Source organism: Micromonospora sp. NPDC049257 (assembly GCF_040678915.1).
GTDB classification, from domain to species: Bacteria; Actinomycetota; Actinomycetes; order Mycobacteriales; family Micromonosporaceae; genus Micromonospora; species Micromonospora antibiotica.
Genome location: NZ_JBFAQU010000013.1, coordinates 40147 through 64969, shown reverse-complemented (window position 1 = coordinate 64969; position 24823 = coordinate 40147). Strand labels below are relative to the sequence as shown.

General features: G+C 69.1%; 18 protein-coding genes, 2 pseudogenes and 2 CRISPR repeat arrays. Of the genes and pseudogenes, 13 read left to right on the top strand and 7 right to left on the bottom strand.

The window, feature by feature from the left end; genetic code table 11:
• Complete coding sequence (locus AB0K25_RS19810; protein WP_363821929.1) at positions 1 to 1263, bottom strand: ISL3 family transposase; 1263 nt, start codon at positions 1261 to 1263, stop codon at positions 1 to 3.
• A 110-nt stretch (positions 1264 to 1373) separates the two neighbouring features.
• Here AB0K25_RS19810 and AB0K25_RS19805 point away from each other — a divergent pair.
• From AB0K25_RS19805 to AB0K25_RS19775, 7 genes and pseudogenes are all read left to right on the top strand, one after another.
• Positions 1374 to 1640: pseudogene (locus tag AB0K25_RS19805) on the top strand (hypothetical protein); the annotation flags it as partial.
• Between the two features lie 156 nt (positions 1641 to 1796).
• The gene (locus tag AB0K25_RS19800) at positions 1797 to 2438 is read left to right on the top strand and encodes a hypothetical protein (protein WP_363821654.1); all 642 of its coding nucleotides are present in this window, start codon (positions 1797 to 1799) and stop codon (positions 2436 to 2438) included.
• 3 nt (positions 2439 to 2441) lie between these two features.
• The gene (locus AB0K25_RS19795; protein WP_363821651.1) at positions 2442 to 3158 is read left to right on the top strand and encodes an HNH endonuclease signature motif containing protein; all 717 of its coding nucleotides are present in this window, start codon (positions 2442 to 2444) and stop codon (positions 3156 to 3158) included.
• Complete coding sequence (locus tag AB0K25_RS19790) at positions 3134 to 3370, top strand: hypothetical protein (RefSeq protein ID WP_363821648.1); 237 nt, start codon at positions 3134 to 3136, stop codon at positions 3368 to 3370. The genes AB0K25_RS19795 and AB0K25_RS19790 overlap by 25 nt, the downstream gene beginning before the upstream one ends.
• A complete protein-coding gene (locus AB0K25_RS19785; RefSeq protein ID WP_363821645.1) occupies positions 3367 to 3606 on the top strand; it encodes a hypothetical protein in 240 nt (79 codons plus the stop codon). Before AB0K25_RS19790 ends, AB0K25_RS19785 begins: the two co-directional genes overlap by 4 nt.
• Positions 3607 to 3636: 30 nt before the next feature.
• Positions 3637 to 4074 (top strand): hypothetical protein, encoded by a 438-nt coding sequence (locus AB0K25_RS19780; protein WP_363821643.1) that lies wholly within the window; start codon positions 3637 to 3639, stop codon positions 4072 to 4074.
• A 59-nt stretch (positions 4075 to 4133) separates the two neighbouring features.
• Positions 4134 to 5048, top strand: coding sequence for a hypothetical protein (locus AB0K25_RS19775; protein ID WP_363821640.1), 915 nt, complete (start codon positions 4134 to 4136; stop codon positions 5046 to 5048).
• Positions 5049 to 5760: 712 nt separating this feature from the next.
• Here the strand turns inward: AB0K25_RS19775 and AB0K25_RS19770 are convergent.
• Both AB0K25_RS19770 and AB0K25_RS19765 read right to left on the bottom strand, forming a co-directional pair.
• Positions 5761 to 6414 (bottom strand): hypothetical protein, encoded by a 654-nt coding sequence (locus AB0K25_RS19770; protein ID WP_363821637.1) that lies wholly within the window; start codon positions 6412 to 6414, stop codon positions 5761 to 5763.
• The gene (locus tag AB0K25_RS19765) at positions 6411 to 7919 is read right to left on the bottom strand and encodes a hypothetical protein (RefSeq protein ID WP_363821634.1); all 1509 of its coding nucleotides are present in this window, start codon (positions 7917 to 7919) and stop codon (positions 6411 to 6413) included. Before AB0K25_RS19765 ends, AB0K25_RS19770 begins: the two co-directional genes overlap by 4 nt.
• Positions 7920 to 9389: 1470 nt before the next feature.
• On the opposite strand from AB0K25_RS19765, the gene AB0K25_RS19760 reads away from it, so the two are divergent.
• Genes AB0K25_RS19760 through AB0K25_RS19740 form a run of 5 tightly spaced genes read left to right on the top strand, consistent with a single transcriptional unit; the run spans position 9390 to position 16637 of the window.
• Positions 9390 to 10094, top strand: a complete 705-nt coding sequence (locus AB0K25_RS19760) for a hypothetical protein (protein ID WP_363821631.1) — start codon at positions 9390 to 9392, stop codon at positions 10092 to 10094.
• Between the two features lie 15 nt (positions 10095 to 10109).
• Positions 10110 to 11345 (top strand): type I-U CRISPR-associated RAMP protein Csb1/Cas7u, encoded by a 1236-nt coding sequence (cas7u, locus tag AB0K25_RS19755; RefSeq protein ID WP_363821628.1) that lies wholly within the window; start codon positions 10110 to 10112, stop codon positions 11343 to 11345.
• Positions 11342 to 12859 (top strand): type I-U CRISPR-associated protein Csb2, encoded by a 1518-nt coding sequence (gene csb2, locus AB0K25_RS19750; RefSeq protein WP_363821625.1) that lies wholly within the window; start codon positions 11342 to 11344, stop codon positions 12857 to 12859. The genes cas7u and csb2 overlap by 4 nt, the downstream gene beginning before the upstream one ends.
• Complete coding sequence (gene cas3u, locus AB0K25_RS19745; RefSeq protein ID WP_363821622.1) at positions 12856 to 15594, top strand: type I-U CRISPR-associated helicase/endonuclease Cas3; 2739 nt, start codon at positions 12856 to 12858, stop codon at positions 15592 to 15594. The genes csb2 and cas3u overlap by 4 nt, the downstream gene beginning before the upstream one ends.
• A complete protein-coding gene (locus AB0K25_RS19740) occupies positions 15591 to 16637 on the top strand; it encodes a hypothetical protein (RefSeq protein ID WP_363821619.1) in 1047 nt (348 codons plus the stop codon). The genes cas3u and AB0K25_RS19740 overlap by 4 nt, the downstream gene beginning before the upstream one ends.
• A 247-nt stretch (positions 16638 to 16884) precedes the next feature.
• A CRISPR array of direct repeats spans positions 16885 to 17350; the repeat unit is 36 nt; unit sequence GCCGCAGCTCCCACCGGAGCTGCCCTTCATTGAGGC.
• Positions 17351 to 17548: 198 nt separating this feature from the next.
• On the opposite strand, the pseudogene AB0K25_RS19735 reads toward AB0K25_RS19740, so the two are convergent.
• The 3 genes and pseudogenes from AB0K25_RS19735 to AB0K25_RS19725 all read right to left on the bottom strand — a co-directional run bounded on the left by AB0K25_RS19735 (position 17549) and on the right by AB0K25_RS19725 (position 21567).
• Positions 17549 to 18441, bottom strand: a pseudogene (locus AB0K25_RS19735) (IS5 family transposase).
• Between the two features lie 293 nt (positions 18442 to 18734).
• Complete coding sequence (locus AB0K25_RS19730; protein ID WP_363821616.1) at positions 18735 to 19166, bottom strand: hypothetical protein; 432 nt, start codon at positions 19164 to 19166, stop codon at positions 18735 to 18737.
• Between the two features lies 1 nt (position 19167).
• Positions 19168 to 21567, bottom strand: a complete 2400-nt coding sequence (locus tag AB0K25_RS19725; protein WP_363821614.1) for a hypothetical protein — start codon at positions 21565 to 21567, stop codon at positions 19168 to 19170.
• 685 nt (positions 21568 to 22252) lie between these two features.
• Here AB0K25_RS19725 and AB0K25_RS19720 point away from each other — a divergent pair.
• Entirely contained in the window at positions 22253 to 22813 is a 561-nt protein-coding gene (locus AB0K25_RS19720) for a hypothetical protein (protein ID WP_363821611.1), read from the top strand.
• A 138-nt stretch (positions 22814 to 22951) separates the two neighbouring features.
• Here the strand turns inward: AB0K25_RS19720 and AB0K25_RS19715 are convergent, their stop codons facing one another.
• Positions 22952 to 23197 (bottom strand): transposase, encoded by a 246-nt coding sequence (locus tag AB0K25_RS19715; protein ID WP_363821608.1) that lies wholly within the window; start codon positions 23195 to 23197, stop codon positions 22952 to 22954.
• Positions 23198 to 23313: 116 nt separating this feature from the next.
• Positions 23314 to 23853: direct repeats of the CRISPR family, unit length 23 nt; unit sequence CCGGAGCTGCCCTTCATTGAGGC.
• Positions 23854 to 24823: the final 970 nt, after the last annotated feature.

The window sequence follows — 24823 nt, the reverse complement described above, 5'->3', positions numbered from 1 at the left end:
TCATGTTCTGGGGAGTTGGGGTGGGTGGCCGCCGAGGCTGAGCATGGCCAGGGCGATGAGGGCGTCTGCTGAGTGGAATCCGAAGGCCATCCGGGTGATGAGGCGGATCTTGGCGTTGACGGACTCGATGCGGCCGTTGGACAGGCCGTGTTCGATGGCGGCGATGATCTGGTCGCGGTGGCGGGTGACGCGTCGTTGCAGGTCGACGAAGATGTCGATGCGGCTGCGGCGCGCCCACCCGATCCACCGGTCGAGGGCTTCGACCGCGGCAGTGGGGCTGGTCTTGGCCAGGGTGAACACCAGTCGCATGCCTTCTTTCAACGCCCAGGCCCGGTGCAGGCGAGGGTGGGTCTTGGCGATCCAGGCGAGCTTGGCCTGCTGGGCATCGGTGAGGTTCTCCGGGTTCTTCCACAACGCCCAGCGGGTGTTCTTCAGCTCGCGGGCCGCGCCGACGGCGACGCCGCGACGACCTGCCCCGCGACCGCTGGCTTCGTTCCATGCCTGGCGGCGAACCCGATCCACGGCGTCGGTGGCCCAAGCCACGACGTGGAACGCATCGGCGCAGCGGACCGCGTTCGGGCAGCGACGGCGGATAACGGTGGTGATCCAGTCCGCCCCGTCGGCGGACACGTGCGTGATCTTCGCGGCCCGCTCAGGGCCGAGCAGGTCGAAGAACCCGTGCAGAGTCGCCGCGCTCTTACCGGGCGCCGCCCAGACCAACCGGCCGGTGTCGTGGTCCACCACCACAGTCAGATATTGGTGGCCCTTCTTATAGCTGACCTCATCGACACCGATACGGCGCAGCCCCTCGAAGCGGTCCACCACGGCACCGGTGTCGGCCCACACCCGCGCCACGATCGCCCCGACCGTGCGCCAACTGATCCGCATCAGCTGCGACACCGCCGACTTCGCGGTATGCACTGCCAACCACGCCACCATCTGATCGAACGCCCGGGTATGCCCCACCCCATGACGCGCCCACGGCACCGCCGCAACGACCACCCCATGCACCCGACAAGACACCCGCGGCGCATCAGCCTCGACCACTGCCCGCACGGCCCCCAGATCCAACGCCCGCCACCGCCGGCGAACACCCGCGTCATACCGCGCACACCGACGACGACAATGCGGACACCGATACCGAGCACCCCGACGCACCCGTACCCGAGCCACCACCACCGACTCGACCGCATCGAACTCGACACCCTCGACCACCGCCTGCTCGACCCCGAACAACCGAGCCCATACCCTTACCGAACGCACGCCGTTGCCCCGCCCATCAGTTCTGACCTTCGACAAGCCAGAACCTAGGCAGGACAACGGCGTGCGCCACCAACGACGCGCCCAAACACCCACAAACACGTCACAAGACCCACAAGGTCGAACTGTGCTTCACCCCGACCTACGCCTCCTGGGCCAACCCGATCGAAGCCCAGTTCGGGCCGCTACGCACCTTCGTCATCGCCGGCTCGAACCATCCCCACCACCCCGCGCTGACCCGGCGGTTGCAGGCTTACCTGCGCTGGCGCAACGCCAACGCCCGCCACCCCGACGTCCTGGCCGCCCAACGCCGCGAACGAGCCCGCATCCGCAGCGAACGCCAACGACGATGGGGCCAACCTGCTACCCGCGCAGCCTGACCCCAACACCGCGAACGTTCGTGGTCAAGGCACTACCGGCCTACGCCCCGGACCTGAACCCCACCGAGGCCGTCGGCGAGCCGCTGACACCAACCGGCGGTACGCCGTTGCCCCGCGCAGCCCTGTCACAGCGGCCCAACCGACTATTCTTCCCCAGTGCCGATTTACCAGTTCCGGGCCGAGGCGACCGTCGCCGGCACCACCCACGACGTCACCCTGCTGTACGACGGATCGGGCCCGGACACCGGCGACGGCACGGGGTGGATGATCGACATGCCGGTCGTGTTGAGCCTGGTGGCCGCGTGTGAGACCGGCGCCATCGGCCCGGGCGACTTGCGGTCCGCGCTGCAGCAAATCATGTCCGGCTTCCGTGAGCGCAGCGGCTGCTGCCCGCGCTGCGACGGGGCCACCGACCCCTACGCCCGCGCGCTGCGCGCGTACGAGGAAGCCCTGGCCCGTGAAGAGCAGAAACAGGCGGCGCTCACCCCGGAGTCGCACCCCTACACCGTCAGCTCGTCCGGCAAGGTCCACGCCTGGAACTGCCGCAGCCAGCCCCGCGAGCCGCGCGTGCAGCACCCCGGGCGCACCTTGCAGGAGTACGTGCACGAAAGACTCGAGTATTGCGGGACGCTCGGCCTGCGCTCCAGCGGTGCCTCCACCCGGATGACCCCGGCCGAGCTCACTGCGTGGCTGGCCCGGCGCCAGTCCCCGCCGAAGCGGTGCAAGCTCTGCGAGCCGGCGCTGCCCGGCGCCTACGGCTCGCAGGCTTCCGACGTCGAGGCCGGCGCGCGGCCCTGAACCGTGGCAACCGAAGACACCCAGCGCGGGGGAGCAGTGGCCAGCTACAACAGCGTGGACGACGTCCGGTACCGCCTGGGCGGCGACAACGGGCTCTTACGGCATGTGCTGTTCGAGGAATGGCAGTCGCGCTGCTACTGGTGCGAGCAGCCAGTGCTGTTCGCTACCGTCGAGATCGACCACATTCTGCCGGCCACGGCCACCGCCGACCACCTGGCCGACCTGATCCGCCAGCACGACCTGCCCGCCGGGTTCGACCTGCACACGCCGGCCAACCTGGCGCCGATCTGCGGGCCCTGCAACCGCGAGAAGAGCAACAACCGGTTCGCCGGTACGCTGGTGACCGGCAAACTCGCCCGGGCCGCGAAGAAACAGGACCGGGTGATCCGCCGGGTGTTGACCTTCGCTGCCGTCAACCAGCGCACGGCGCAGGCGGTGGCGGCCGACCAGGCCCTGCGCTCCCCGGCCGAGGTCCTCGCCCGGGTCCGGATGCTCACCGAACGGGTCCAGGCGTTCTCCGACACCTGGCGCCAGGACATCACCACCACGCCGGACGGCATCGGCCTGCTCTTCACCCCCAAGACCCCGGACCCGGACGGGTCCGGTTTGCCGCCGCTGTTCGATCTGTCCGGCGGCGACGCCGCGACCGCCGAGGTCGAGCGCGGCCTGTCCGAGTCCGCGACTACGGCGGGTCGGTGGTCGTCGACGGCCGGTACTTGACCGCGCCGGCCGACAGCGATACCCCGTCGATCGCCCAGGTGCTGGGGCTGACCGGCCCGAACGATCAGGTCCTGATCGCTGCGGTGGGCACTCAGCTCGACCTGGCCACTACCTTCCACCTAGCCCTGGTCACCGCGAGCGCGGGACGGTTCGCGATCGGCTCGCGCTGCAGGTCGACTCGGTCACGTCCGGCCGGCGCGGCGCCCGGATGATCCTGCGCGACGGGTCCGGACTGTTCACCGCCTGCCTGCTGGCCGAACACCCGGACCACGGCGGCTCGATCACCACCCACCTCACCAGCGAAAGCCTGGCCGGACGTCACCCGTACCAGTTGGCTGGCGCCTTGCAGTTGTTCCGTCATGCCGAGGCCACCGACCGGATCGAGGTGCGTCTCAACGATCGCCCGCTTGGGCCGTCGGTCGACGTCGACGCTGAGCAGATGGGCTAGATCCTGCTGGCGTTCCGCTACGACGGCCACTTGATCACCGCCCTGGACCGACTCCAGACCCACACGGGGCAGCGGTTCCCGGTCCCCCCGAAGATCACCGCGGCGGAGCGTGCCGACCTGCTGCTGGCCGCGCAGCTACTCGACGGCCAGGCGATCGCCCTCACCGAGAATGTGCTGGCGATCACCGTGAAGCCCGAGGCGATCGACGCCTTTCTGCAGGGTCAGCACGAGGGAATGCCCGGCGCGATCACCGCCCTGGGCGGCGGGTACGCCGTCACCTGTGGCGAGCACCGGATGGATTTGGGGCCGGTCGAGATCCGCGCCCCGCAGGTCACCCTGGTCAATGCAGGCGAGATGCGGGCCGCCGCCGAGACCGGGGCGCCGGTGAAGGCCCGCTACGAATGCCTGCCGGGCAACCGAATCGACATCCGGCTTCAGCCGTCGGCCGCACCCGACGAACCTCGTTGAACTACTAAGGTCACCCCGGCCCGGCCGGGGTTGTCGGAACCGGGCCGTAAGGTCGAGCGATGGGAACGGCGACGCCGCGCAAGCTGCGAGAAGCGATCGGTCAGGCGCTGCGCGAGGCGATGACCGCGCCGAAGGTCGAGCAGTTCTGCACTGGCATCGGGCTGGCCCCGCCCAATCCGCCGGACGACGTCGCCATTACCAGCAAGGCCGCCTACGTCGAACGTCGCTTGGGCGGCAAGACACAGGCCGAACTGGTCCAGCTCGCGCTGCAGGTGCTCGAGGAGTGCGAGGGCGGAGAAGACGCGGCCAAGCTCGCGGACTTGGTGGCCCGGGGCAGCGGTGCCGGTGTCGCCGGGGAGATGAAGAATCTCATCTTCGCCGCCGATGGCCCCAAGCCCGAGTTCGTCTTCCGTGACGCCCTCAACAACGATCTCGAAGCGATCAAGAACGAGGAATACTGCCTCATCTACGACCGGCCGTTGGGTGCTGACGGCCTCACCTGGCGGCAGCTCGGCGACTGGTGGACCAACCACGCCGACCTGGCACATCTGCCTGAGCGAGAGGTCTGGAACAACCTGCACGACCGGCTGGAGCGCTCGCTGGGCGGCAACCCCGGCGAACGCCAGATCCTGGACGCGTACAAAAGGCGCTACCGGCGCCTCGGCCCCGACATCGCAGCCCTGATCCCGCAGGTCTACCTGCACTACGACCCCTACCACCAGGCCCGCTACGGTACGAACACTCCGCCGCTGACTCGCCAGCGGATGGACTTCCTCCTGCTGCTGCCCAACCGGCGCCGGTATGCCAACCCGAGCCGCTATGCCGAGATGATGGCCGAAGACCGGGCACTGCGGCTGCGTGGCTACGAGGTCTACCGGTTCGGCGGTCACGAACTGGACGAGCCTGGCATCGAGCAGCGCCTCGACCAGTTCTTCGACGACCTCGCTCGGCGCTACGCGCTCCAGGCCGGATAGTCCGCCTGGTCATCGGGCGTGGGACCACGGCGGGAAGCCAGGGCGGCGTTGAGGACGTCCACCACGCGCTGCGCCGGCACCTTCTCGATTGCGCGGCGCCACCGCGCCGGCGACCTGCTCGCGTGGCCCGGCCGCGCTCGACCGCGGCTCATACCTGCGCGAGATCGACCGCGCCGGTCGTGGCGTCCAGTATCTCCAGCACGGTGCGGGTCACCGCGACCAGCGTCGCGGACGCCTTCTCCAGCGGGGCATCGCCGCCAGCCTCGCCCTGTCGGTGGCCCGCCGGCCCGGGCTGATCAGCCGGGTGACCCTCAGTGAATCGAACACGCCCAACGCGTCGTCGACCGCGGCGGCCTCCAGTTGCCGGACGGTTGCCAGCAGCGTGGCCGTCTTGCGCGGCTTGGCCAGTCCCTTGAGCGGCGGCGCTTGCCGGCCATACCGTGCTTCGCCAGGGCGGCGATCCGGTTGGCCGGTGCCGCCTGGACCTGCGCCGTGCCGGCGCCGACGCCGAGCACCTCGTCGACCCGGCCCAGGGCCTGCCCGTCGCTAGGCAGGAGTTCCGCCGGGGCGGCTTGCGCAGCCACTCCAGCTCGGAGAACCGCTTGCCCTCGGGCACCTTCAGCAGGTCCCGCAGCCGCAGCGGCAGCTCGACGTCGGCGCCGGTAGTGCGGTACATGCGCTTCGGTGGGGGCCCTGTGGTGTGTGAGGGGTGCTACTCGCGGCGTTGCACGATGCGGGCGAGCCAGGGCAGCTCAGGCAGGTGGACGGTGACGCGTTGCTGGGTCCAGGGCCGGCGGAGCGCGAAGAGGCTGAGCACGATCCACCAGAGGGCGGCGATGCCGGCGGTGGTGGTGCGGGCTGGGCCGGTGGTGGTGGCCCAGACCATGGCCACGGTGGCGGCGCCGAAGAGGACCCAGCCGAGCCGGGCGGCGACGGCTCGCCAGAGGAAGGCGAACGCGAACAGGCCGACTCCGGCGGCACACCAGGTCCACCACAGCGTTTCGGCGTCGATGGGCAGGCCGGCGGAGTGGGCGGTGAGGTAGTCGCGGACCGGGTCGAGGACGACGTGGGTGAGGTTCCAGTCGCGCAGCCAGTCGAGGCCGCCGTCGACGGCGTCGACGAGGATCCGGCCGATCCAGCGCAGCAGCGGAAGGACGAGCCCGAACAGCAGGAGTGCGACGAGTAGCACCCCGGCGACACCAGCCGCCGGCAGAATCCACTCGGGAGGCCAGTCGTCGCTGTTGCGGGTGCGGTGGAAGCGGCGCCAGAGGTCGCCGGCCCATTCGTTGAGCATGGCCGGCCAGCTGGTGTCGGTGTCTTCGATCGGTGCAGGCCCGGTCGGCGCGGTGGTGGTGCCGGTGCTCATTCGTCGTCCCCGTCTTCGTCCTGGTCGACGTCGTCGACGGCGATGATGACCGGCTCGCCGCGGCGGGCGGCTTCCAGTTGGGCGCGGGTGAGCACGGTGTGTTCGGGCAGCTTGCGGGACAGCAGTGCCTCCAGGCCCTCGGGTGCGCCGTTGATGTCGGCGGGGGCTTGGGCGTTGATGTCGTCGAGCAGCGCGTCAACGAGCAGAGCGAGCGAACCGGGGCCAGATCCGCCGTAGCCCCAGCTGATGCCGTAGTAGGAGTCGCGGGGGGCCGGATAGACCTTCCCGTCAGCGGTGCGGATCCAGACCGGCCCGTCGAGGATCAGCTCGGCCAGCGGCGCGGTCGCGGGCAGCCGCTGCGGCATGGCGGCGGTGTACTCGCCGCCGCCGCTGCGCCAGACCGGGGCATCGGTGTCCGGATCGACCAGGGCGTCACCCGGCTCACCGGACCGTGTGAGTAGCTCGAACGCGGCGGTGCGTTGGGTGGGGATGAGCCGCTGTGTCCACTTGAACGCCCAGGTGCTCTCGACTTCCTCGATGTGCTGCGGGTTGCTGTAGGGCAGGTCGGCACCGGCATCCCAGTCGGTGACCTCACGGACGCAGCGGCGGGCGAGGTCGTCGGTACGGGCGAGTAGGTCGAGCCAACCGGCCCGACGCTGGGTGGGTTCGATGTCGTCCAGGTCGGCTTCGGGCACCGACATCGGCCGTGCCGCGATCCGCAGTACCCCGTCCGGCAGTTTGGCCTTCTCGACCATCTCGACGAGCTGCTCGGCGGAGGCAGCGGCTTGGGCGTGTGCGAGACGTGCGAGGTTGACCAGCACTCGGGCAGCGGGGTGGGCTTCGGGGTAGGTGGAAGCCATCATGAGCAGCGCCCCGGTATCCAGCGCGGGAACGGCCATCGCGGTGACCGTGTCCGTCGACGGCTCCCAGTCCAGCAGCAGCTGCTTGTCCCGCAGAGTCAGCGGCCACCACGGCAGCGGCTGACCCAGCACCCCTGCCAGGTCGAGCCAGGTCGGGGTATAGGTGCGATCAGGCAGGCCGGGCAGCAGGGCCTTGAGTTCCGGCCCGTGCCGCAGGGAGAACCCGCCCGACACCACGACCACCGCACCTTCACCGCGCGGGGCGAGCTGTTCGGCCCACCGCCGGTGCTGGTGCGGTATCCGCTGGCGGGTGGGCAGCGGCCACACCAGGTGGATCGGGCCCTGCCGGGTGTGCCAGAGCAAGGCGACCGCCCCAGGCAGTTCCACCGCGCGCATGAAGGCGGTGGCGTACGGCGTCGGCGGCCAGGCCGTCACCGGCACCCGTCCCGACCATCGGTCTCCGCGCTGGCTCAGCGCCCACGCGTAAGCGTCGTCTTCGGACCACCATGGCTGGCCGTCGTCAATGCCGGTCGCGGTCAGCTTCCCGGTCTTGACCCACCACCACACGGTCAGCCGGGGCACGCCCAGCAGCTGTCCCACCGCGCCCATCCCGAGCCGCCGCTGGCGGCCCTCCGGTTCTTCCACGTCCACGATCCTCCGTTACCGAGAGATTGCCCTGTGTTACCGCCACGCCAGCGTGCCAGAGCGGTCCGACACAGGCCACCTACCCGGGCACGAAGAAGGTCACCACCTGACGGCAAAGACTCCGACTTCCGGGGCGGCATCCTGCGCCGACATCTGCACTTCATCGCTGCGGACAGTTTTCGGTCACGCGGTGGTAGATGACGGAAAGCGCCGGGTTCAGTAGTCGTCCTCGTCGTACCGGTCGCCGCGCTGGCGGCGGCCGGGCCGGGTGACGCCGGCGAGTTGGTCGTCGATCCAGGCCAGGCTCCGGTCCTCTAGACCGCTGGCGAAGCCTCCGTCGTCCCGTCCATGAGGGTCCAGCTGTCGCGGGAGTGTCAGCCCAGCTTGCGCGCCTTGTGGTGCGGACTGACCGTGGTATTACTGCGCCGCCTTACCCTTCGGGAAACACACCCTTCGCGGTGGTCAGGTCGAAGTGCAGTTCAGGATGGGCAGGATCCTGACCCTGCAACAGCTCCTGCCGGAGCTGCCCTTCATTGAGGCCGGCGTATGTGGCCGCACTACAGCTTGCCCGCCTCCGCAGCAGCTCCCGCCGGAGCTGCCCTTCATTGAGGCAACCTTGTGCTGACCTCGTGCGATACGGACCTGTCCGGGCCGCAGCTTCCGCCGGAGCTGCCCTTCATCAAGGCGTCGCCTGCCTCGGGACCCGGGCCATCCTGCACATGTGGCGGCTCCTACCGGAATTGATCCCCAGAGGCATGCCGTCGTCGAAGTGGTCGCGACGTGCCTTGGCCTGTGCAATAGACCAGCATCCTCCAATCGGAGGTCCAGTCGGTCGCAGGTTACGTCCGAATGGCGATGACGCATCAGACGCTCGTGGGACGAGTCCGGGAACCAGCCAGGACCGCCATGGTAGCGGGCTGAGTGGGCGTCCCTTGATCGGCTGGTGACAGATTTTGGTCAGTGACGAGTGTCCCACGGCTGGGCTATTATCGGCCCGATTGCCGCCTCGCCAGGATGGATACCGAACTCTCACGTTAGGTGAGCCGTGATCGTATCTCTCTCGGAGGTCCCAGTCGATCGAGTGGTATGGATGAGGGGTTTTCCTCGAACGACCTGGACGGCGCGATGGCGACGGCTGCGCCGGAAACTCCGGCGATCATCGTCCAACGAGCGGCTGGATCTCGGAGTAAGAGCGTGATAGTCAACTCCAGCCTGGACGAGATGGAACGGGTCGCTGGTCAACAGTCTCCTGCCTGGCTCCCGCAAGCGGAAGGCATCACAATGGCGGTCGGTGCCGCGCTCGCTGCGGTCAGGGCGCTTGCGATCGCGCACGGCGCAGTACAGCCCCTTTCTAGTCGATCTGGCGACGGGTGCCTTGTCCGGGTCGGGACGAAACTCCCGGCGTCATCAGCCCGAGGTGCGTGCCCTCGGACTCGCCCGGGTGCTCGCCGCCAGCTTCGGAAGGCCGGGATGCGCCTTGCTGCTGCGACCGAGTCGGCCGACCCGGGCACGCTGCTTACACCGGTACCAGGCAAGCGTGCCCGCGTCTCCATCATCAGCTTTATCGGGTTGCCGGGTGAGGAGAAACGGCAGGGGTTCGTCAACCAGCTCCAACTGGCCATCTTCTCCTGGATTAAACGCCACCCCGCCGGTGACCGGCCGCTGGGCGGACTGCTGGTGATGGACGAGGCGCAGACGCTGGCCCCTTCCAGCCCGGTCGCGGCCTGCACGCGGAACACCCTGATACTCGCTTCGCAGGCCCGTAAGTACGGTCTCGGTCTGGTCTTCGCCACCCAGGCGCCCAAAGGCCTGAACAGCCAGATACCGGGCAACGCCACGACGCAGTTCTTCGGGCTGCTCAACGCCCCGGTGCACATCGAGGCAGCCCGGAAGATGGCTCGATTCAAGGGCGGCGACGTGCCGGATATCTCGCGCCTGAGCAGAGGGCAGGTCTACCTGGCGATCGAGGGGCAGCCGTTCCGTAAGGCCAGTACCCCGCTCTGCCTCACCCACCACCCCGCTGCCCGCCGAGGATGTCGTCGCCCGCGCCCGGCAGACCCCGCTCCCAAGCGAAGGGGAAGGGCTGTCTGGCGCAACCGAGAGTTGAGCGACGAGTGCGCCGCGCCTCACGGCGACACCGAGTCTTGGTGCCCGATCGCTTCTGTCAGTAGCTAGGGAAGGAAAGCCTGAGTGCGTTCGTTGGATCTTGGTACGTTGCTCGCCGCCGGATCGTCCGGCGGGCCCAGTTGTCTGACGTCGGCGACGACGCTGGAACCGGCCGGCGGGCGTCACTCGTCGGTGGCGCCGGCGAAGTTCGCCGAGCGGGGTAAAAAGGGCGGCGTTTACGCGTACGAGCAGCGTTACCTCGGTGACGAGAGCCGCTACGCGGTGGTGATTGATTCAAAGCAGTCGCAGCTCAACCGGGCCGAGATGACGGTGGCCCAGGCCGTCGAGGACGGGCACCCGCTGCTGTCCCGAGTGCCGCACGTCCGGGTCACCTACGAGCGGGACGGGTCAGTCGAACGCTACTACGACCTCACGCTGCCGCACCGGGTGTTCGACGGCCACATCCGGGCCGGCACGATCGACGGGCAACCGACCACGCAGACGCCGGCGTACCGAGCGGTGCGGGACGCGAGTCCGGCCAACGCACGGGCACTGCTGGAGACGAGCCCGGTGACGCTGATCTTCGGCGGTTGGGACTCCAGCCGGCGTAACCGACAGGGCCGCTGGCGCAGCGCCCTGGTCGGGGAGATCATCGGTTTTGTCGCGGCAGGGCGCGACCAGACCGGCTTGCTGAGGAAGCCCGGGGTCGGGCTGCGCGGCGGGGCGCGGGTTGACCCGGTCGGCATGCAGATCAACCTCGGCAAAAAGGCGATGACCGAGACCGCCACCCGGCAACAGGCGGAGCTGAGCCCGTCCAAGTACGGCGAGATCGTCAAGGCGGCCAGTGGGATCAAGCCGGGCGACGCGAAGTCGGCGTCCGCGCTCGGCCTCGGTGGCATCCCGCCGTCGCTCGACCAGCTGGCCGGCGTAGCCTGCGACACCATCATCCGTACCCATGTGCTCTCCTTCGCCACCCTGCGTCAGATGCGGTTCGGTGCCGGAGTCGAGGGGGACGCCGCCTGCCGGGCGCTGCTGGCCGCGTTGGCACTCAACGCACTGGCCCGCTCCGACGCCGAGCTGTATCTACGGGCGAACTGCGACCTGGTCGAGGCGGAACAGCCGAAGGTCCGGCTCGACCAGCGGGGCGGCGTGTTCCGGGACCTCGAGCCGCTCAGCATCGATGCGGCTGACCTGCTACTCGGTGAGGCGCTCGCGCATGCGGAGAAGGCCGCCGACGTCACCTGGTCAGGGCTGGCCATGCGGGTCACCGGCAACCCGGACATCGTCTCCGGTGCGGTCGAGACGGACGACAACCCGTGAGTTTCGCCATCGTCGCTGAGCCGCTCCTCGGCGTCTACAAGGGGCACGTGGGCAGCGGTCAGCTCGACACGCTGCCGTCGCCGGCGCGACTGCACGCCGCGCTGCTGTGCGCGGCGGCACAAGGCGTCCGGGCCATTGCTGACGGCGACGGGCTGCGGCCCTGTGACGCCGACCGCGAGGCGCTGCGCTGGTTGGAGGCGAATCCCCCGGACGGCCTTGTCGTGCCGGAGACGCTGCCCCATGACGGTGCCGCGACGGCCTATCGGAGGGAGGGCTTGGTCGTCAAGGAGGGCCGTAGCCCGTTGGCGGAGAAGCTGGTCGGCAAGCCGGCGGTGACCGGCGTCGCGGTGACCGGCCGGTTCGCCTGGACGTGGGAACAGCAGCCGCCCGAGTCGGTCGTCGGCACGCTGGCCGCGCTCTGCCACGAGGTGCCGTACCTGGGGACCAGCGAGTCGCCGGTGCGGCTCACGGTCGCCGAGGCCGAGCCGACACACCACCTCGACCGGGAGGCCGACCTGTTCGCCGGTGAGGGCCTCGACCTCGCGGTGGCCACCACCGGACGGACCGACGCCCTGGAGGCGGCGCACCGTGAAACGTTAGTCGCGCCGTCGCTGAAGAGCGACGCACACCGGTCGACCGAAACGACCGCCGCGCCGCCGGTGGCGCGTACCGGACTGGAACTCGGCCGGTACACCCGGCCGGAGCCGTCGCCACCGCCGACGCCATGGACGTCAGTGCTGCTGTTCCGGATGGACCGGCCGATCCCGCCGGAACGCCGGGTGCGGTACGCGGTCGCCGTGCACCGGGCACTCGTCGCGCTCGTCGGTGACGGTGCGCCTGCGATCCTGACCGGCGCGTACGAGCCGGGCGTGTCGCGGCCCGGCAACCGGTGCGCGATCCAGTTCCTCGGTCCCGACGCGCCGCACGTCGGCGGTGCCGCGTTGGCGTTGCTGCTGCCGCGGGAGGCGAGCGACGTCGACCTCACCCTGATCCGGATGGCGGCGCAGCGGCTGAGGCACGTCCGGGTCGCCACCGGTCCGTTCACGGTCGAACCACCGGTGGAGGTCCCGGCCGACCGGTTCTGGCCGGACCCGGCCGCCGGCACCGAACGGTGGTGGCAGACCGAGCCGGTCGCCGTGCCGGACAGTCGGCCGCCGCGCGGTGGTCGCTGGTCCCTCGCCGACGCCGCCGCGCTGTCGGTCGCCATGGTCTGGCGGCACGAGATCTCGGCACCAGGCCGGGGCGACGCCCGCTACCGGGCGTTGGCCGAGTCGGCGGTCGGGCGTGGGGTCCGGGTCGAATCGGCGGTGCGGGTGATGGACGGTGACGTCGGCCGCTACGTGCACAAGGTGAACCCGGACACGATCATCCAGCCGTACCGGGCGGTGCTGAGCCTCGGTGACCTGACCGGACCTCGGACGATCGCGGCTATCGGGCAGAGCCGGCACCTGGGCGGTGGCCTGCTCGTGCCACGGGACCTGCCGTCCGACATCGTGCGGAGGTTGACCCGGTGAGCGTCGCGCGCGCTGACTTCGGCGCCTTCTTCGCCGCGGTCCGGGGTGGACACCGGCCGTTCCGGTGGCAGGAGCGCCTGCTCGACCATGTGCTGCGGACCGGTCGGTGGCCGGACCAACTCGTCGCCCCGACCGGAGCGGGCAAGACGAGCGTTGTCGACGTCCACGTGTTCGCGGTGGCACTGATGGCCTCCGGCCACCCGGTCCGGGTGCCACGCCGGCTGGCGCTGGTCGTCGACCGGCGGGCCCTCGTGGACGACCAGCACGAGCACGCGACCTCGATTGCGAACCAGCTGGCGCAAGCCCGGGGAGGCGCCAGCGTCCTCGGCCGGACGGCCGACGCGCTCGACTCGCTACGCGTCGGGCGGAGGGAACCGTCCGTCAGCCCGCTGTCGACGGCGCTGCTGCGCGGCGGCGCGCCACCGTCCCGGCAATGGCTGGACGACCCGCTCGGCTGCGCCGTGCTGTGTGCCACGCCCGACATGTGGGGCTCGCGACTGCTGCTGTCCGGCTACGGGTCGCGGGCCCAGGCGTGGCCCCGCGAGGCCGGTCTGCTCGCGTACGACACCGTCGCCGTCGTCGACGAGGCGCACCTGTCCCAGCAGCTCGTGACCACGGCCCGCCGGATCGCCGAGCTGGCCGCAGTCGCCGAGGAGCCGCTCGGCGTGCCGACCCTCCAGGCGGTCGAGACCACCGCCACGCCCCGCGTCGACGCCGGTGTGGCGGTCGGCGTCGAGCAGGACGATCTGGAGGCGGACGAAACGCTGCGGCAACGGCTGACCACGCCCAAACCGGTCAACCTGCTGCCCCTGGAGTCCTGGCCGATACCGCGCAGCGGCCCGGCACGGAAGGCGGGCGTCACGGCGTTGGCGGACGAGGCGGTACGGCTACGCGAGGTGTACGGCCCGACGGTGGGTTGTTTCGTCAACAGCGTCGCGGTCGCCGCCGCCGTCGCCGGGGAACTGCGAGCCCGGGGTATGGCAACGGAGCTGATCTGCGGGCGGCTGCGCCCGTACGACGTCGCCCGACTGAGGCCCCCGAGGTCGACGCTGCTCAGCATCGCCGGCGACCCGGCGATCGACGTCCTCGTCAGCACCCAGAGCCTGGAGGTCGGAGTCGACCTCGATCTGGCCGCCGCAGTGACCGAGCTGGCGCCGGGCGGAGCCATCGCCCAGCGGGCCGGCCGGGTCAACCGGCTCGGACAGCGCGCCACAGAGGTCACCGTGGTGGTGCCGGCAACCGACCTGCCCACTGACGCCCAGTCCGGGCCGTACCAGCGCGAGGACCTGGCGGCGGCGCATGCCTGGCTGGCCCAGCGGCACGCCGACCCGGCTGGTCTGTCGCCGTGGGCGCTACGTGAGCCCCGACCGCCGGCCCCGGCGCTGAAACGGGACCTGCTGCAACGCCTGGAGCTGGCCCAGGCCTGGCATCTTGCCCGTACCAACGATGATCTGGCCGCCCCCCAGGACGACCTCGACCTGTGGCTCTCCGACGACCTCGACGAGCCCGACCACGAGTTCGGCATCGTGGTCCGGCATGCGCTGCCGGCCGACGAAGCAGCGGCAGTGCGACTGATCGAGACGCTGCCACCCCGGAAGTACGAGGTCTTTCCGGTGTCGATCCGGCGGGCCACGAAGATCCTCGAGCGGCTGAAGCCGGGCTCGGTGCTGGTCCGCCCCGGCGATGACGCACCACGACCGTTGGTCGGCGGCGACCGGCTCCGAGCCGGCGACCAACTCGTCGTCGACGACACCACCGAGCTGTTCACCGCCGGGGTCGTCGACCCGGAGGGCACCGAACGGGTCGACGACGTGCTCGACGCACTCGACGAACCCCGCCCGGGTGAAGTGGTGCTCCGGATCGAACGAAACAATGCGGCGCACGGCAGACTCCTCGACGCCATCGCCGCCGTCGACCCGGCTGACGCCGACTCACAGGCCCTGGAGATCGCACGGCTGCTCCGGGCGCATCTCGACAAGTTGACACGCAGACCGATGGTGGCGGCAGCAGCCGACCTGCTCGACCAACCCGCGGATGGGCCGGCTGGGGCCGAGGTGACCCTGAACTGGGAGGACTCGGACGACGGTGAACCAGCGCTCGCCCGGCTGATCGTCGTCGACCTACGTAAGGCGACCGCCGACGCGGAACTGCGGCAGACCTGGACCCCGCGCCGGAGAGCCGTCCCCCTTCACACCCATGCCGAAGCGGTAGCCGAGCGGGCCGGCACCGTCGCCGGCCGGCTCGGTCTCACCACCGAGCTGGTGAACGTGCTCCGCCTGGCCGGCCTGCACCACGACGACGGGAAGGCAGACGACCGGTTCCAACGTTCGCTGGCAGCCAACCCCACATCGGCGCAGCCGCTGGCCAAGAGCGGGGTACGGGACGCCCGGAGGGACCGGAAACTCCGTGCCGCCTCGGGACTGCCGACCGGCTGGCGACACGAACAGCTCTCCGTGGTCGCCGCCTGGCCCGGCCTGTCAACGCTGGACGACGAGGACCGGGACCTGACAGCCCGACTGATTGGCACGAGCCACGGGCACGGTCGGCACGGCTTCCCGCACACGAGCGCGCAACTGGTCGACAACGCCGACGAGATCGCCGCCACGCTGTTCGACGAGGGCCTGTGGGACGAGCTGATCGAACGTACGCACATCCGCTGGGGGGTGTGGGGCTGCGCCTACCTGGAGGCACTGCTCCGCGCTTCCGACGGGCAAGTCTCCGCGGAGGGCTCATGACCGACTTCGTGCTGGCCAGCGCCGACCCGAAAACGATGCTGTCGCACCTGGCGCTGTGCGGACTCGCCGCAATCGTCGAGGACGGCGGCATGGAAGGCGTCCGGTTGTCCTGGACCGCAGGCATGACACCCAGGCCGGTACTGAGCGCACCGCAGGCCAGCCCGGAGACAATCGGCGAGATCGTCCGCCGACACGCGACCCGGCACAGCACCCCGGAGAGCTGGCCGAGCCGACAGCTCAGCGAAGGCGAGCAGCGGGCGCTGATGAGCCCCCGGATCAGCGTCATCACCACCGGTGCGGGCTGGCAGTCCCTCCAACGCCGGCGGCTCGACGTACTCGACCAACTCACCGACGCCCGGGCACTGCTCGACCTCCGGCTGATCGCGGCGCTCGGGGAACCGAGCTACTGGCGAAGGAACCGCAAGGGCGATCGGCTCCAGGATGACGGTGCCAGCCGGCTGGAGATGCAGCCTCGCAACCAGGGCTCCGAGTTCGTCGGCAACCGGCTCCGTCCGCTCGCCGCAGCGGTGGCGGCCCGAACCGCCACCGAGGTCAGTGACGGACTGATCGGTCGTAGCGTCCGCGACGAAACCGGCAAGGACAAATCAACCAGTCGTACGCCCACCGGATTCGCCGCACCAGGGCCGACCGACAACGCGCTGGCCTGGTGCGCGCTGTGGGGCATCTCGCAGTTCCCGATCGCCCACCGCACCCACGAGTTCGCCCAGACCAGCGGCCATCTCGGACGCAGCACAGCTGGTCACTTCTACGTACCCGTCTGGGACGGCAGGTGGCGGACCGCCCGGCACCGGACCATTGTCGCGAGCGCGCAGCTGGCTCAGTTCGCGGCGACCGGACTGTCCCCGGACGCCGCTGGCCGGGCCTCGGTCGACGACCCGCCTCCCGGCGACGCCGCCCGCCGCTGGCTGGCCAGCCGCGGCGTCACCGCCGTCGTACGCTTTCCGGTGCACCGTTTCGGCAGTGACAGCGCACCCGAACGTCGTGCCATGCTCGGTGAACTACTCAAGACCGGTCGCCGCTGATGACTGAGCTGATCCCCGTCAGTCTGGTGGCGCATCAGGCGTTCTGCCCGCGACGAGCCTGGCTGGAGGCCATGGGGGAGACGACCGACACGCATCAGATGGCGGTCGCAACGCAAGCCCACACCCCGGCCGACGACCCGACCGGGTCGCGGTCTCGGCGCTACCGGGCAGTCGATGTGATCAGCCACGACCTCGGCGTGATCGGGCGCTGCGACACCCGCCGGGCATCCGGGTCGCCGCCGGGTCGGCCGCAGCTCCCACCGGAGCTGCCCTTCATTGAGGCATGGGCAACCAGGGCCTCCGGTCGGCGGGCGTACTCGCCGCAGCTCCCACCGGAGCTGCCCTTCATTGAGGCAAGGGGTTCGGGCTGCGGGTCATCTACGGGTACGAGCCGCAGCTCCCACCGGAGCTGCCTTTCATTGAGGCACGTTCCCGCAGGTCGGCGGTCAGACCATCGTGCCCGCCGCAGCTCCCACCGGAGCTGCCCTCCATTGAGGCCGGTAGAAGCGGCCTGCCAGGACCACGCACCGGGCCGCAGCTCCCACCGGAGCTGCCCTTCATTGAGGCTCCTACTACGGCTCCCACGGTCTGCCGATCATCACGATGCCGCAGCTCCCACCAGAGCTGCCCTTCATTGAGGCCCGGGCGGACGACCATGCGACCCGTCGGGGGAGACTGCCGCAGCTCCTACCGGAGCTGCCCTTCATTGAGGCGCGGCGGTGGAGTCAGTCCAGCGCGCCGTATACAGACCTGCCCTGGTCCGGCGACGGCTCACGGCTGGACCATCCCACACACATTGCACGACCTGCATGGTCGTTCGTGGCAACCTCGCATACTGGCGGGAGAAGGCCGGGGACGCCAGCGGGGCGGCAAGCACATATGCCGAGCTGTACCGAGAACGGCTTCGGCTCCTAGGTTCTGTCTCGCGGATCTTGGTTGTCGGGGACGGCGCGTAGCCAGTCGAGGGTTTCGACCAGGTCGAGGGTGGCCTGGAAGTTGGCGGCCAACTTGTCGTAGCGGGTGGCGAGTCCTCGCCAGTGTTTGCGCCGGTTGAAGCCACGTTCGACCTGGTTGCGGCACTGGTAGGCGACCTTGTCGAACGCTGGTGGTCGGCCGCCGCGTCGTCCCCGCCGCTTCCGGTTGGCGATCTGGTCGTTGGGCTCGGGGATGACCGTGGTGATGCCCTTGCCCCGCAAGGCGGTCCGGTTCGCGCGAGAGGAGTACGCCTTGTCACCGGTCAACGAGTCAGGCCGCTTACGTGGCCGGCCCACACCGCCGGGACGAGGCACCCGAACCTGGCCCAGCAGCGGGATCAGTTGGCGGGTGTCGGCTGCCTGACCAGGGGTGATCAGGGTGGCCAGGGAACGACCCCGCCCATCGGCCAGGGTGTGGATCTTCGTGGTGAGACCACCCCGCGACCGGCCGATGGCCTGCGCTGCCCGCGACTCCTCCCGGCTCAGCCCCCTTTACGGGCACCGGCAGCGTGCTGGTGGGCACGCACGATGGTGGCGTCGACCTGGGCGTTCCAGTCGATACCGTCGTCGAGCTCGGCCAGGGCGATGACGTGGGCCTTCAACCGGGCCCACGTCCCATCGGCCGCCCACCGGCAGAACCGTCCGTGAGCGGTCTTCCATGACCCGTACCGCTCGGGCAGGTCCCGCCACGGCGACCCGGTCCGTTTCACCCAGCAGATCCCGTTGATGACCTGTCGATGATCCCGCCACCGCCCACCCCGCACCGGCTGCGCCGGCAACAACGGGGCCAACACAGCCCACTCGTGGTTCGTGAGATCACCTCGCGCCATACCAGCCTTAACGAGCGAGACTCATGATCCGCAAGACAGAACCTAGGCCGGAACCATCTCGACACGCAGGCCGCGGCGAAGTTCGACTACTGGCGGACGAAGGCGTCGCCGCCGAGGACAGGAAGCAAAGCCGGCGGACGGACTCGTAGGTGACGTAGGCCTGATGCGCCGGGGTCCGGAAGCAAACCAGGTCTGACCGTGGGGTGCTGGTGGGGATCTACCAGCCACGGCTCGACGGCGTTCTGAGCCGCACACGGGGGTGCGGCCGGTGGCCTGCTGTCACTGCGGCTTTATCATCCCGTAGCTGCGCCCTGCAGGGTCCGGACCCGAGCGGCGGGAGACGGGTAGAGGTCATCCTCGAGTGCGTCGACGGCCGAAGCCCACGCATCGACATCCTCCAGGGGAGGTGTCGGATCTGGATTGCGGCCATGCAGGATCTCGCAGATTGCGACGTATGCCTCCAGCGCGCCGGCAATCGCCCGCATGCGGCGAACCTGGGCCTCAGGCGATAGCCCCGGCTCGCCGATGCTGAGGTACAGCCGTCGTTCGACCATGGAGATGTCAGGCTTCGCAGCAATCACCGTGCTGGGCAGCCCGGCCGCTGCGCGCTCGATGCGAACGCGAAGCACCAGCGCTGCGAGCGCCGCCTTTTCGGTCGGGCCGCCGGGCCACCCGCGGTAGGCGGCCTGGAGGTCCGCTAGCTCGACGTCCGGATAAGTAGCCATCTCAGCTCCCGACCTGTTGGACAGCTTTGATGATCTTCCGGGTTTGGCGTACCCAGAGCTGTGGGTCCCCCTCGGGGGCGCGGCCATGCGCCGCGCCGTTGAGTGCGTGCACGGTCGGGGTAAAGCCGTTGACGTCGATGGCGCGCAGACCCGCACGGCGGGCATAGTTGTTCAGGAGTGCCAACTGGTCGAGAGTCTTCCGGGCGCTTCGGAGGTCGGCGACGACTGTGGCCTCGGGTGAGCCAACCCGCCGGCCCAGGATCTCGATCTGTGCGACGACCTCGGTGTCGACGGCCTGCCGGCACATTGCCAAAGTCATCGCGGTGACGGCGTCGGGGGTTCCGATGGGCGCTCCCTTCTCGGCTCCGAGGATTCGCTGGACCTCGTCCAGCCGCTGAATCCCCGGACTGGCCACGTGCCTCACCCGGACCTGCGGCCGGCCGTCACCGTACCGGTCCATCCGAATGTGGGTTGGCATCGCGCCCAAGCCGCGGAGCTCACGCCAGAGGCGGTCGTCGTGGGTGAACACGACCACCTGAAAGCGGTCAGCGAGGGTCATCAGATGCCCAGCCAGGTACCGCACTCGCCAGGTGTCGAACGCATGGATCGGGTCGTCGAGGATGAGGAATCCGAACGGGCTCTCTGGCTGGGTTGCCCGGGGCAGGTACGTGGCCAACGAGAGAGCGTTGCGCTGACCGGTGCTTAGGACCGCAGAGCTGTTCTTGCCGGTTGGCAGGGCCACGTCGCCGTCGGCGAGGTCTAGCGCCACACTCCGCCGAAGCTTCGTCCCGCCGGTCAGGGCGATGCCGGTCAGCTTGAGGTCCGCGTCTGGGTTCAGTACGGACCACAACTCCATCACCTCCTTGCCGATGGGCGCGAAGATGTCCTCGCGCGCAGTCCGGATCCACCGGTCGACCTTGCGGTCCAGCCGCTCCGCCACGGCGAGCCTGACCAGTGCCGGGCGTTCCTGGCTGCGGACGTCCATCCACGATTCGATGTGCGCGCGGACCGTCGCCTGCGCGGCGATGGCGTCGTCACGCCGGGCAAGAAGGCCGTCGCGGATGCTCCCGTACCAGCCGGCCAGATCGGTGCTCTCGTCCAGCGCCTCAGTCAGCGATGCGATGGATGGGGCTACGGTGGCGAAATCGGTAGCCAAGCGGACGAGCCGGTCCCACTGCCGTATTCGCAGCTCGGTGGCCGGATCCGTCAGCTGAGTCAGTGCCCGGCGCAGGGAGACGGTCAGCGCGGCCGGGAAGCATCTTTCAAGGCCCCGCAGGGCGGTAGTCGTGGCGGCGGTCGCACTGCGCAGTTCCCGGGTGGCCGTCCTCAGCCGCTCGGCATCCTCGGAAGCGCGGCGTACCCATTCTTGCCCGGCCGTCCGGCAGACCGGGCATACGTCCCGGTCACGGAGGTCGTCGAGCCGCGTGTCGCCAAGGGCGAGCGCCTTCTGGAGCACCGCGAGGAGCGCGTTCGCCCCGGCCGCATCCGATCGAACGGCATCGTCCAGCCGTGAAAGGGCGATGACGGCCCGGTTCCGAAGCCCGTCATCGATCGTCCAGGTGTCGGGCAGACCCAGCGGCGGCGGTGCCGACTCCGGGAGAGTTTCGGCCAGCCCTATGATCCGAGCCTGCGCCTGCTCGTCTGGGAACGCGCCGTACTCGTGCACCATCCTGGCCAGTTCCTCCTGGCCGGCCTTCGCGATGCCGTTCAGCGCGCTGGCGTGTGCGGCCTCCACCGCACGCCGGGCCGCCGTGCCCTTTTCCCGGTCAGTCTTCAGGAGGGCCTGCAGTTCTTCAAGCGCGGTCAATTCCAGTGCGTGTTTCAAGAACGCGTGCAGATTGCTCGGATCCTGAATGACCTGAGACATCTCCGGGTACAGCAATACCGGCATGTAGCGTTCGAATGCTTCAGTCCACTCGCTGGGCGGGGTGCTGAGCGAGCCATTCGTGTCGCGCCACTGGACAACTTCGTCTGCTCCGCAGACGATCTCGATGTCTCGACGTCCGTTGCTAACTGTGACAACAATGTCGCGATGCGGATAGTGGACATTGTTCGCCAGCACCTGGTAGGACCGCTTGGTTCCGCCGCTGAGAGTGTGCCGGGCGCCGTCGGCAATGCTCGTCTTGCCGGTGCCGTTGCGAGCGGTGACAATCGTGAGACCGGTAGTTGGCTTCAGGGTCAGGTCGACGGCTTCCTCGGCGACCCCGACGTGACCGCGCACATGCACGTTCCGTACGTACCAGGGCCCGTCGGCGGTGGTGACACTTGTCGCCAGATTCGGGTTCTTGGCCCGGATTAGCTCCAGAAGCAGATCCCGCATATCCGGCTCAAGGCCCGCTGCGGCGGCGGCGATGTCTGCCCAGGTGAGCAGGACGCGCTGCGAAGGGTGTTCGGCGACCACGAAGAGCCCTTTCGGCTTGCCGGCCGTGGACAGTCGCCGCGTTTGTCACGTGCCGGACAACGAGTGGAGAGGGCCGAAGGTCGGCCCAGCAGCGAGCCGCACAACGTATCGCGCTCGCCGACGTCATGCCAGCGACACGCGCAAACAAATGGCCTGGCAAAAACGTACTGGTGTTCTAATTTCCAGGTCGAACGCTTGATGTGAGGCAGAAGCACCTTCCCGCCGTTGCGGTAGGAGCCACCACCGGCCCAGCGTTCGGCTGGCACCGGGCAGGGCAGCGCGACCATGCGCATTGTGTGCGGGGGGGGGGCATCCGCTGCGTCGGCGAGTCGGGGTGCCGCGCGGGGTTGCGGATTATTGCGCCTCCGGCGAGGGCGCTCCGGCTCCAGGATGGCCGGAGGCCGTCTACGGCCGCTGGCTCCGCGGGTGGTAGCGGTGGGCCATCCTGTCATCCATCGACCCGGGGAAGCCGCGCAGGCCCCAGCCCGCCCCGCCAGCGTCCGTACGAGCCGTCAAGGTCCCCTTGACCTGGCGGGTCGGGCTGCGGCCCGCTCCTCAGCGTGCGTGTCAACGGCAGACAGGATGGCGGACTCTAATTGGTGTTTCGCGGCTGCATGCCAGTGTCGTACCGCTCGGCGCTGCGGTTGACCCGCGGCGTGCCCAGGCGCGGCCTCGCGCATCGCCCGTGACGCTGATCGAGTCGGACCAGTCCTCAACATTGCTTCGATCCCGCCTCGTTGACCTTCGCCAACGCTCCGCGGAGTTGGCGGCGCAAGTCGGCGTCGACATGCTCACCGCCGAACTGCCGGGCGCCGGCATCTCGGTGGGTATGTCCCGCCGTCTGTACGCGGCCTGCCAGTCGCTTATCGATACCGAAGCGGCTCTAGCGGAGCGTGCCGATTCTGAGGCGGAGCAGGAGTATGAGGACTCGATGGCGCGGCGCCTCGCCGATGATGCGTCGAGCGCGGGGATTGCTACGGCGAGGCCTTCCGCTTCGCCGCCACGGTGGGAGCGGACGGAGCCGGAGGTCCAGAACTGGTGGCGGTTGAGTAGCTACCGGCGACTAACGCAGCAGCACCGCCAAGACCTGCTGGCCGCCGCGCGTGTCGGGTTCGAAGAGGGGAGCGACACCGACTGGCGTAGCCTCGTTGACCGCGAACCGCCGGTTAGGCTCGGGCGACCGCAGCAGCTCGAGTCCGCGACCGCCGACACCTACCTGGCCATCGATCGTGGCATGGTCATCTAGCCTTCATCTCCCGCTCGGCTATGCCGCAAGTCTGTACCTCTTCGCCATACGCCGGGTGTAGCAGTAGGTGTCGACGACGCGCTGAGACTGGCTCTGGCACAGATTTTAGATGCTGTTCGTGATCTTGGTTGTGGATCATTAACTGGCGTGGAAGATTTCTTGTAGGCGGCTTCGTGGTCGTTGGCGGTAATCGGGTTGGTGTTGAGCGAGTCGGATGATGTTGGTGCCGGCGGCGGTGAGGACGTGTTGGACGTGGGTCTTCGCGAGTCCTCGGTACCGGCAGTGGCGTAGGCCGTGTGCGCGGACGGTTTCGGAGACAGTGGCCTCGCATCCGGGGCCCGCCCGTGAGCGTATAGCTGTCGCGGGGGTTTCAGCCCAGCTCACGTGCCTTGTGGTGTGGCTTGATCGCGGTTATTGCTGCGCTGGCTTTGCCTTGAGAGGTACACCCTTCGCGGTGGACAGGTCGAAGTGCAGATCAGGATGGGTAGGATCTTGACCCGGTCGCAGCTCCCACCGGAGCTGCCCTTCATTGAGGCCAGATCGACCAGCTCGCCTACCCCGACGGCGTCGAGCCGCAGCTCCTACCTGAGCTGCCCTTCATTGAGGCGTGGGCTCCGACGGGCAGATCGGTTGCACGTCGTGCCGCAGCTCCCGCCGGAGCTGCCCTTCATTGAGGCGAGCCGGGTTGGGTGCGGCTGACCGCGTCGGGTGAGGCCGCAGCTTCCACTGGAGCTGCCCTTCATTGAGGCACGATCTTCGGCGACAGACACGCGTTGTGCGCCGACGAGCCGCGGCTCTCGCCGGAGCTGCCCTTCATTGAGGCGAGAAGATCCCCGACATGCGTCGCATCGGCGGGGGGCCGCAGCTTCCACCGGAGCTGCCCTTCATTGAGGCCGCCTCGACGTCGTCACCGACCCCGACGTCGACAACCGCCGCAGCTCCCACCCGAGCTGCCCTTCATTGAGGCGTGTGGATCATGGGGGGCGGGGACCAGGCCGAACGCGCCGCAGCTCCCGCCGGAGCTGCCCTTCATTGAGGCGAGGCGGCCACCGGCGGCCCGGCGGCCGACGGAGCTTGCCGCCGCGCGCTCAGCATTGGTGGAGCTCGCCTACGGCACCACGCGGATCATGCCAGCTGCCGCCAGCCGACTCGAAACAACCGACATGCTCGAGGAGTTGAATCGACAGCTTGGTCGCTAACGCCAACGCCAATCACGTACGTCGGAGCACGGGGTACGGGGTACGGGGCACGGCCGGAAGTTGTACAAGCTGTTGAGATGTCTGTGCTTGAGCGTTCGGTGGCGGAGAGGCGCTGGTGGCGATCTCTAGCGCTTCTCCGTAGCCGGGCCGCCCGTGAGATGTCACAACCGTCTCACGGACGGCCCGGGAAGGCCCGGTAGAGCCCGACCTGCCTCGGACCGTCGCCTGGCCGATGACCTGCATATTCGGCAGGAGGCCGAAAGGCGGCCGTTGGGAGTCCCGCAAGCACGCCGCGCGAGAGCTCCACCGATTGGGCCAACAGCGCGGCATCCGCGAGACACCCACGGTTGAGGCCATCGAAAAAGCGATCTATCGCCACGAGACCGGGCGCGTCGCGGTCACAGACCCGATGCCGTGGGTTGTAACAGTCCGTGTCAGTACCTGTCTCAGCGGCGAGTCCGCTGTCAGAGCGCGAGCGGCGAAGCCGGTGGATGTCGAGGTCGTCCACCTTTGGGGGTCTCTCTCGGTACCCCTCTGGACGCGGACTGGTTGGGTCATCGGGACGCTGGTGTGCTGATTAGGCGCCATTGTGCGCATTGAAGGAGGAGTCTCTTAGGCTGCCGCGAAGGATGTCGCCCAAAGGCTGAAGAGATGGGCGAAGCATCGTCAGAGCGACAGCGATCCGATTCGACCCAAGACGGTCATAGTTCTTGATAGTAACGGAAACGAGATCGACCGTTTCGACTGGTTCGACAAGGAAGATCGACCGGAGGCTCTGGAAGCCGAGGAGACCAACCCTATCGCCGGGCCA

Bases quoted from the DNA above. Each gene is read 5' to 3' on its own strand.
- AB0K25_RS19740 (WP_363821619.1), top strand. From the start codon at position 15,591: ATGACCGACTTCGTGCTGGCCAGCGCCGACCCGAAAACGATGCTGTCG.
- AB0K25_RS19730 (WP_363821616.1), bottom strand. From the start codon at position 19,166: ATGGCTACTTATCCGGACGTCGAGCTAGCGGACCTCCAGGCCGCCTAC.
- AB0K25_RS19785 (WP_363821645.1), top strand. From the start codon at position 3,367: ATGATCCTGCGCGACGGGTCCGGACTGTTCACCGCCTGCCTGCTGGCC.
- AB0K25_RS19760 (WP_363821631.1), top strand. From the start codon at position 9,390: ATGCGCCTTGCTGCTGCGACCGAGTCGGCCGACCCGGGCACGCTGCTT.
- AB0K25_RS19775 (WP_363821640.1), top strand. From the start codon at position 4,134: ATGGGAACGGCGACGCCGCGCAAGCTGCGAGAAGCGATCGGTCAGGCG.
- AB0K25_RS19770 (WP_363821637.1), bottom strand. From the start codon at position 6,414: ATGAGCACCGGCACCACCACCGCGCCGACCGGGCCTGCACCGATCGAA.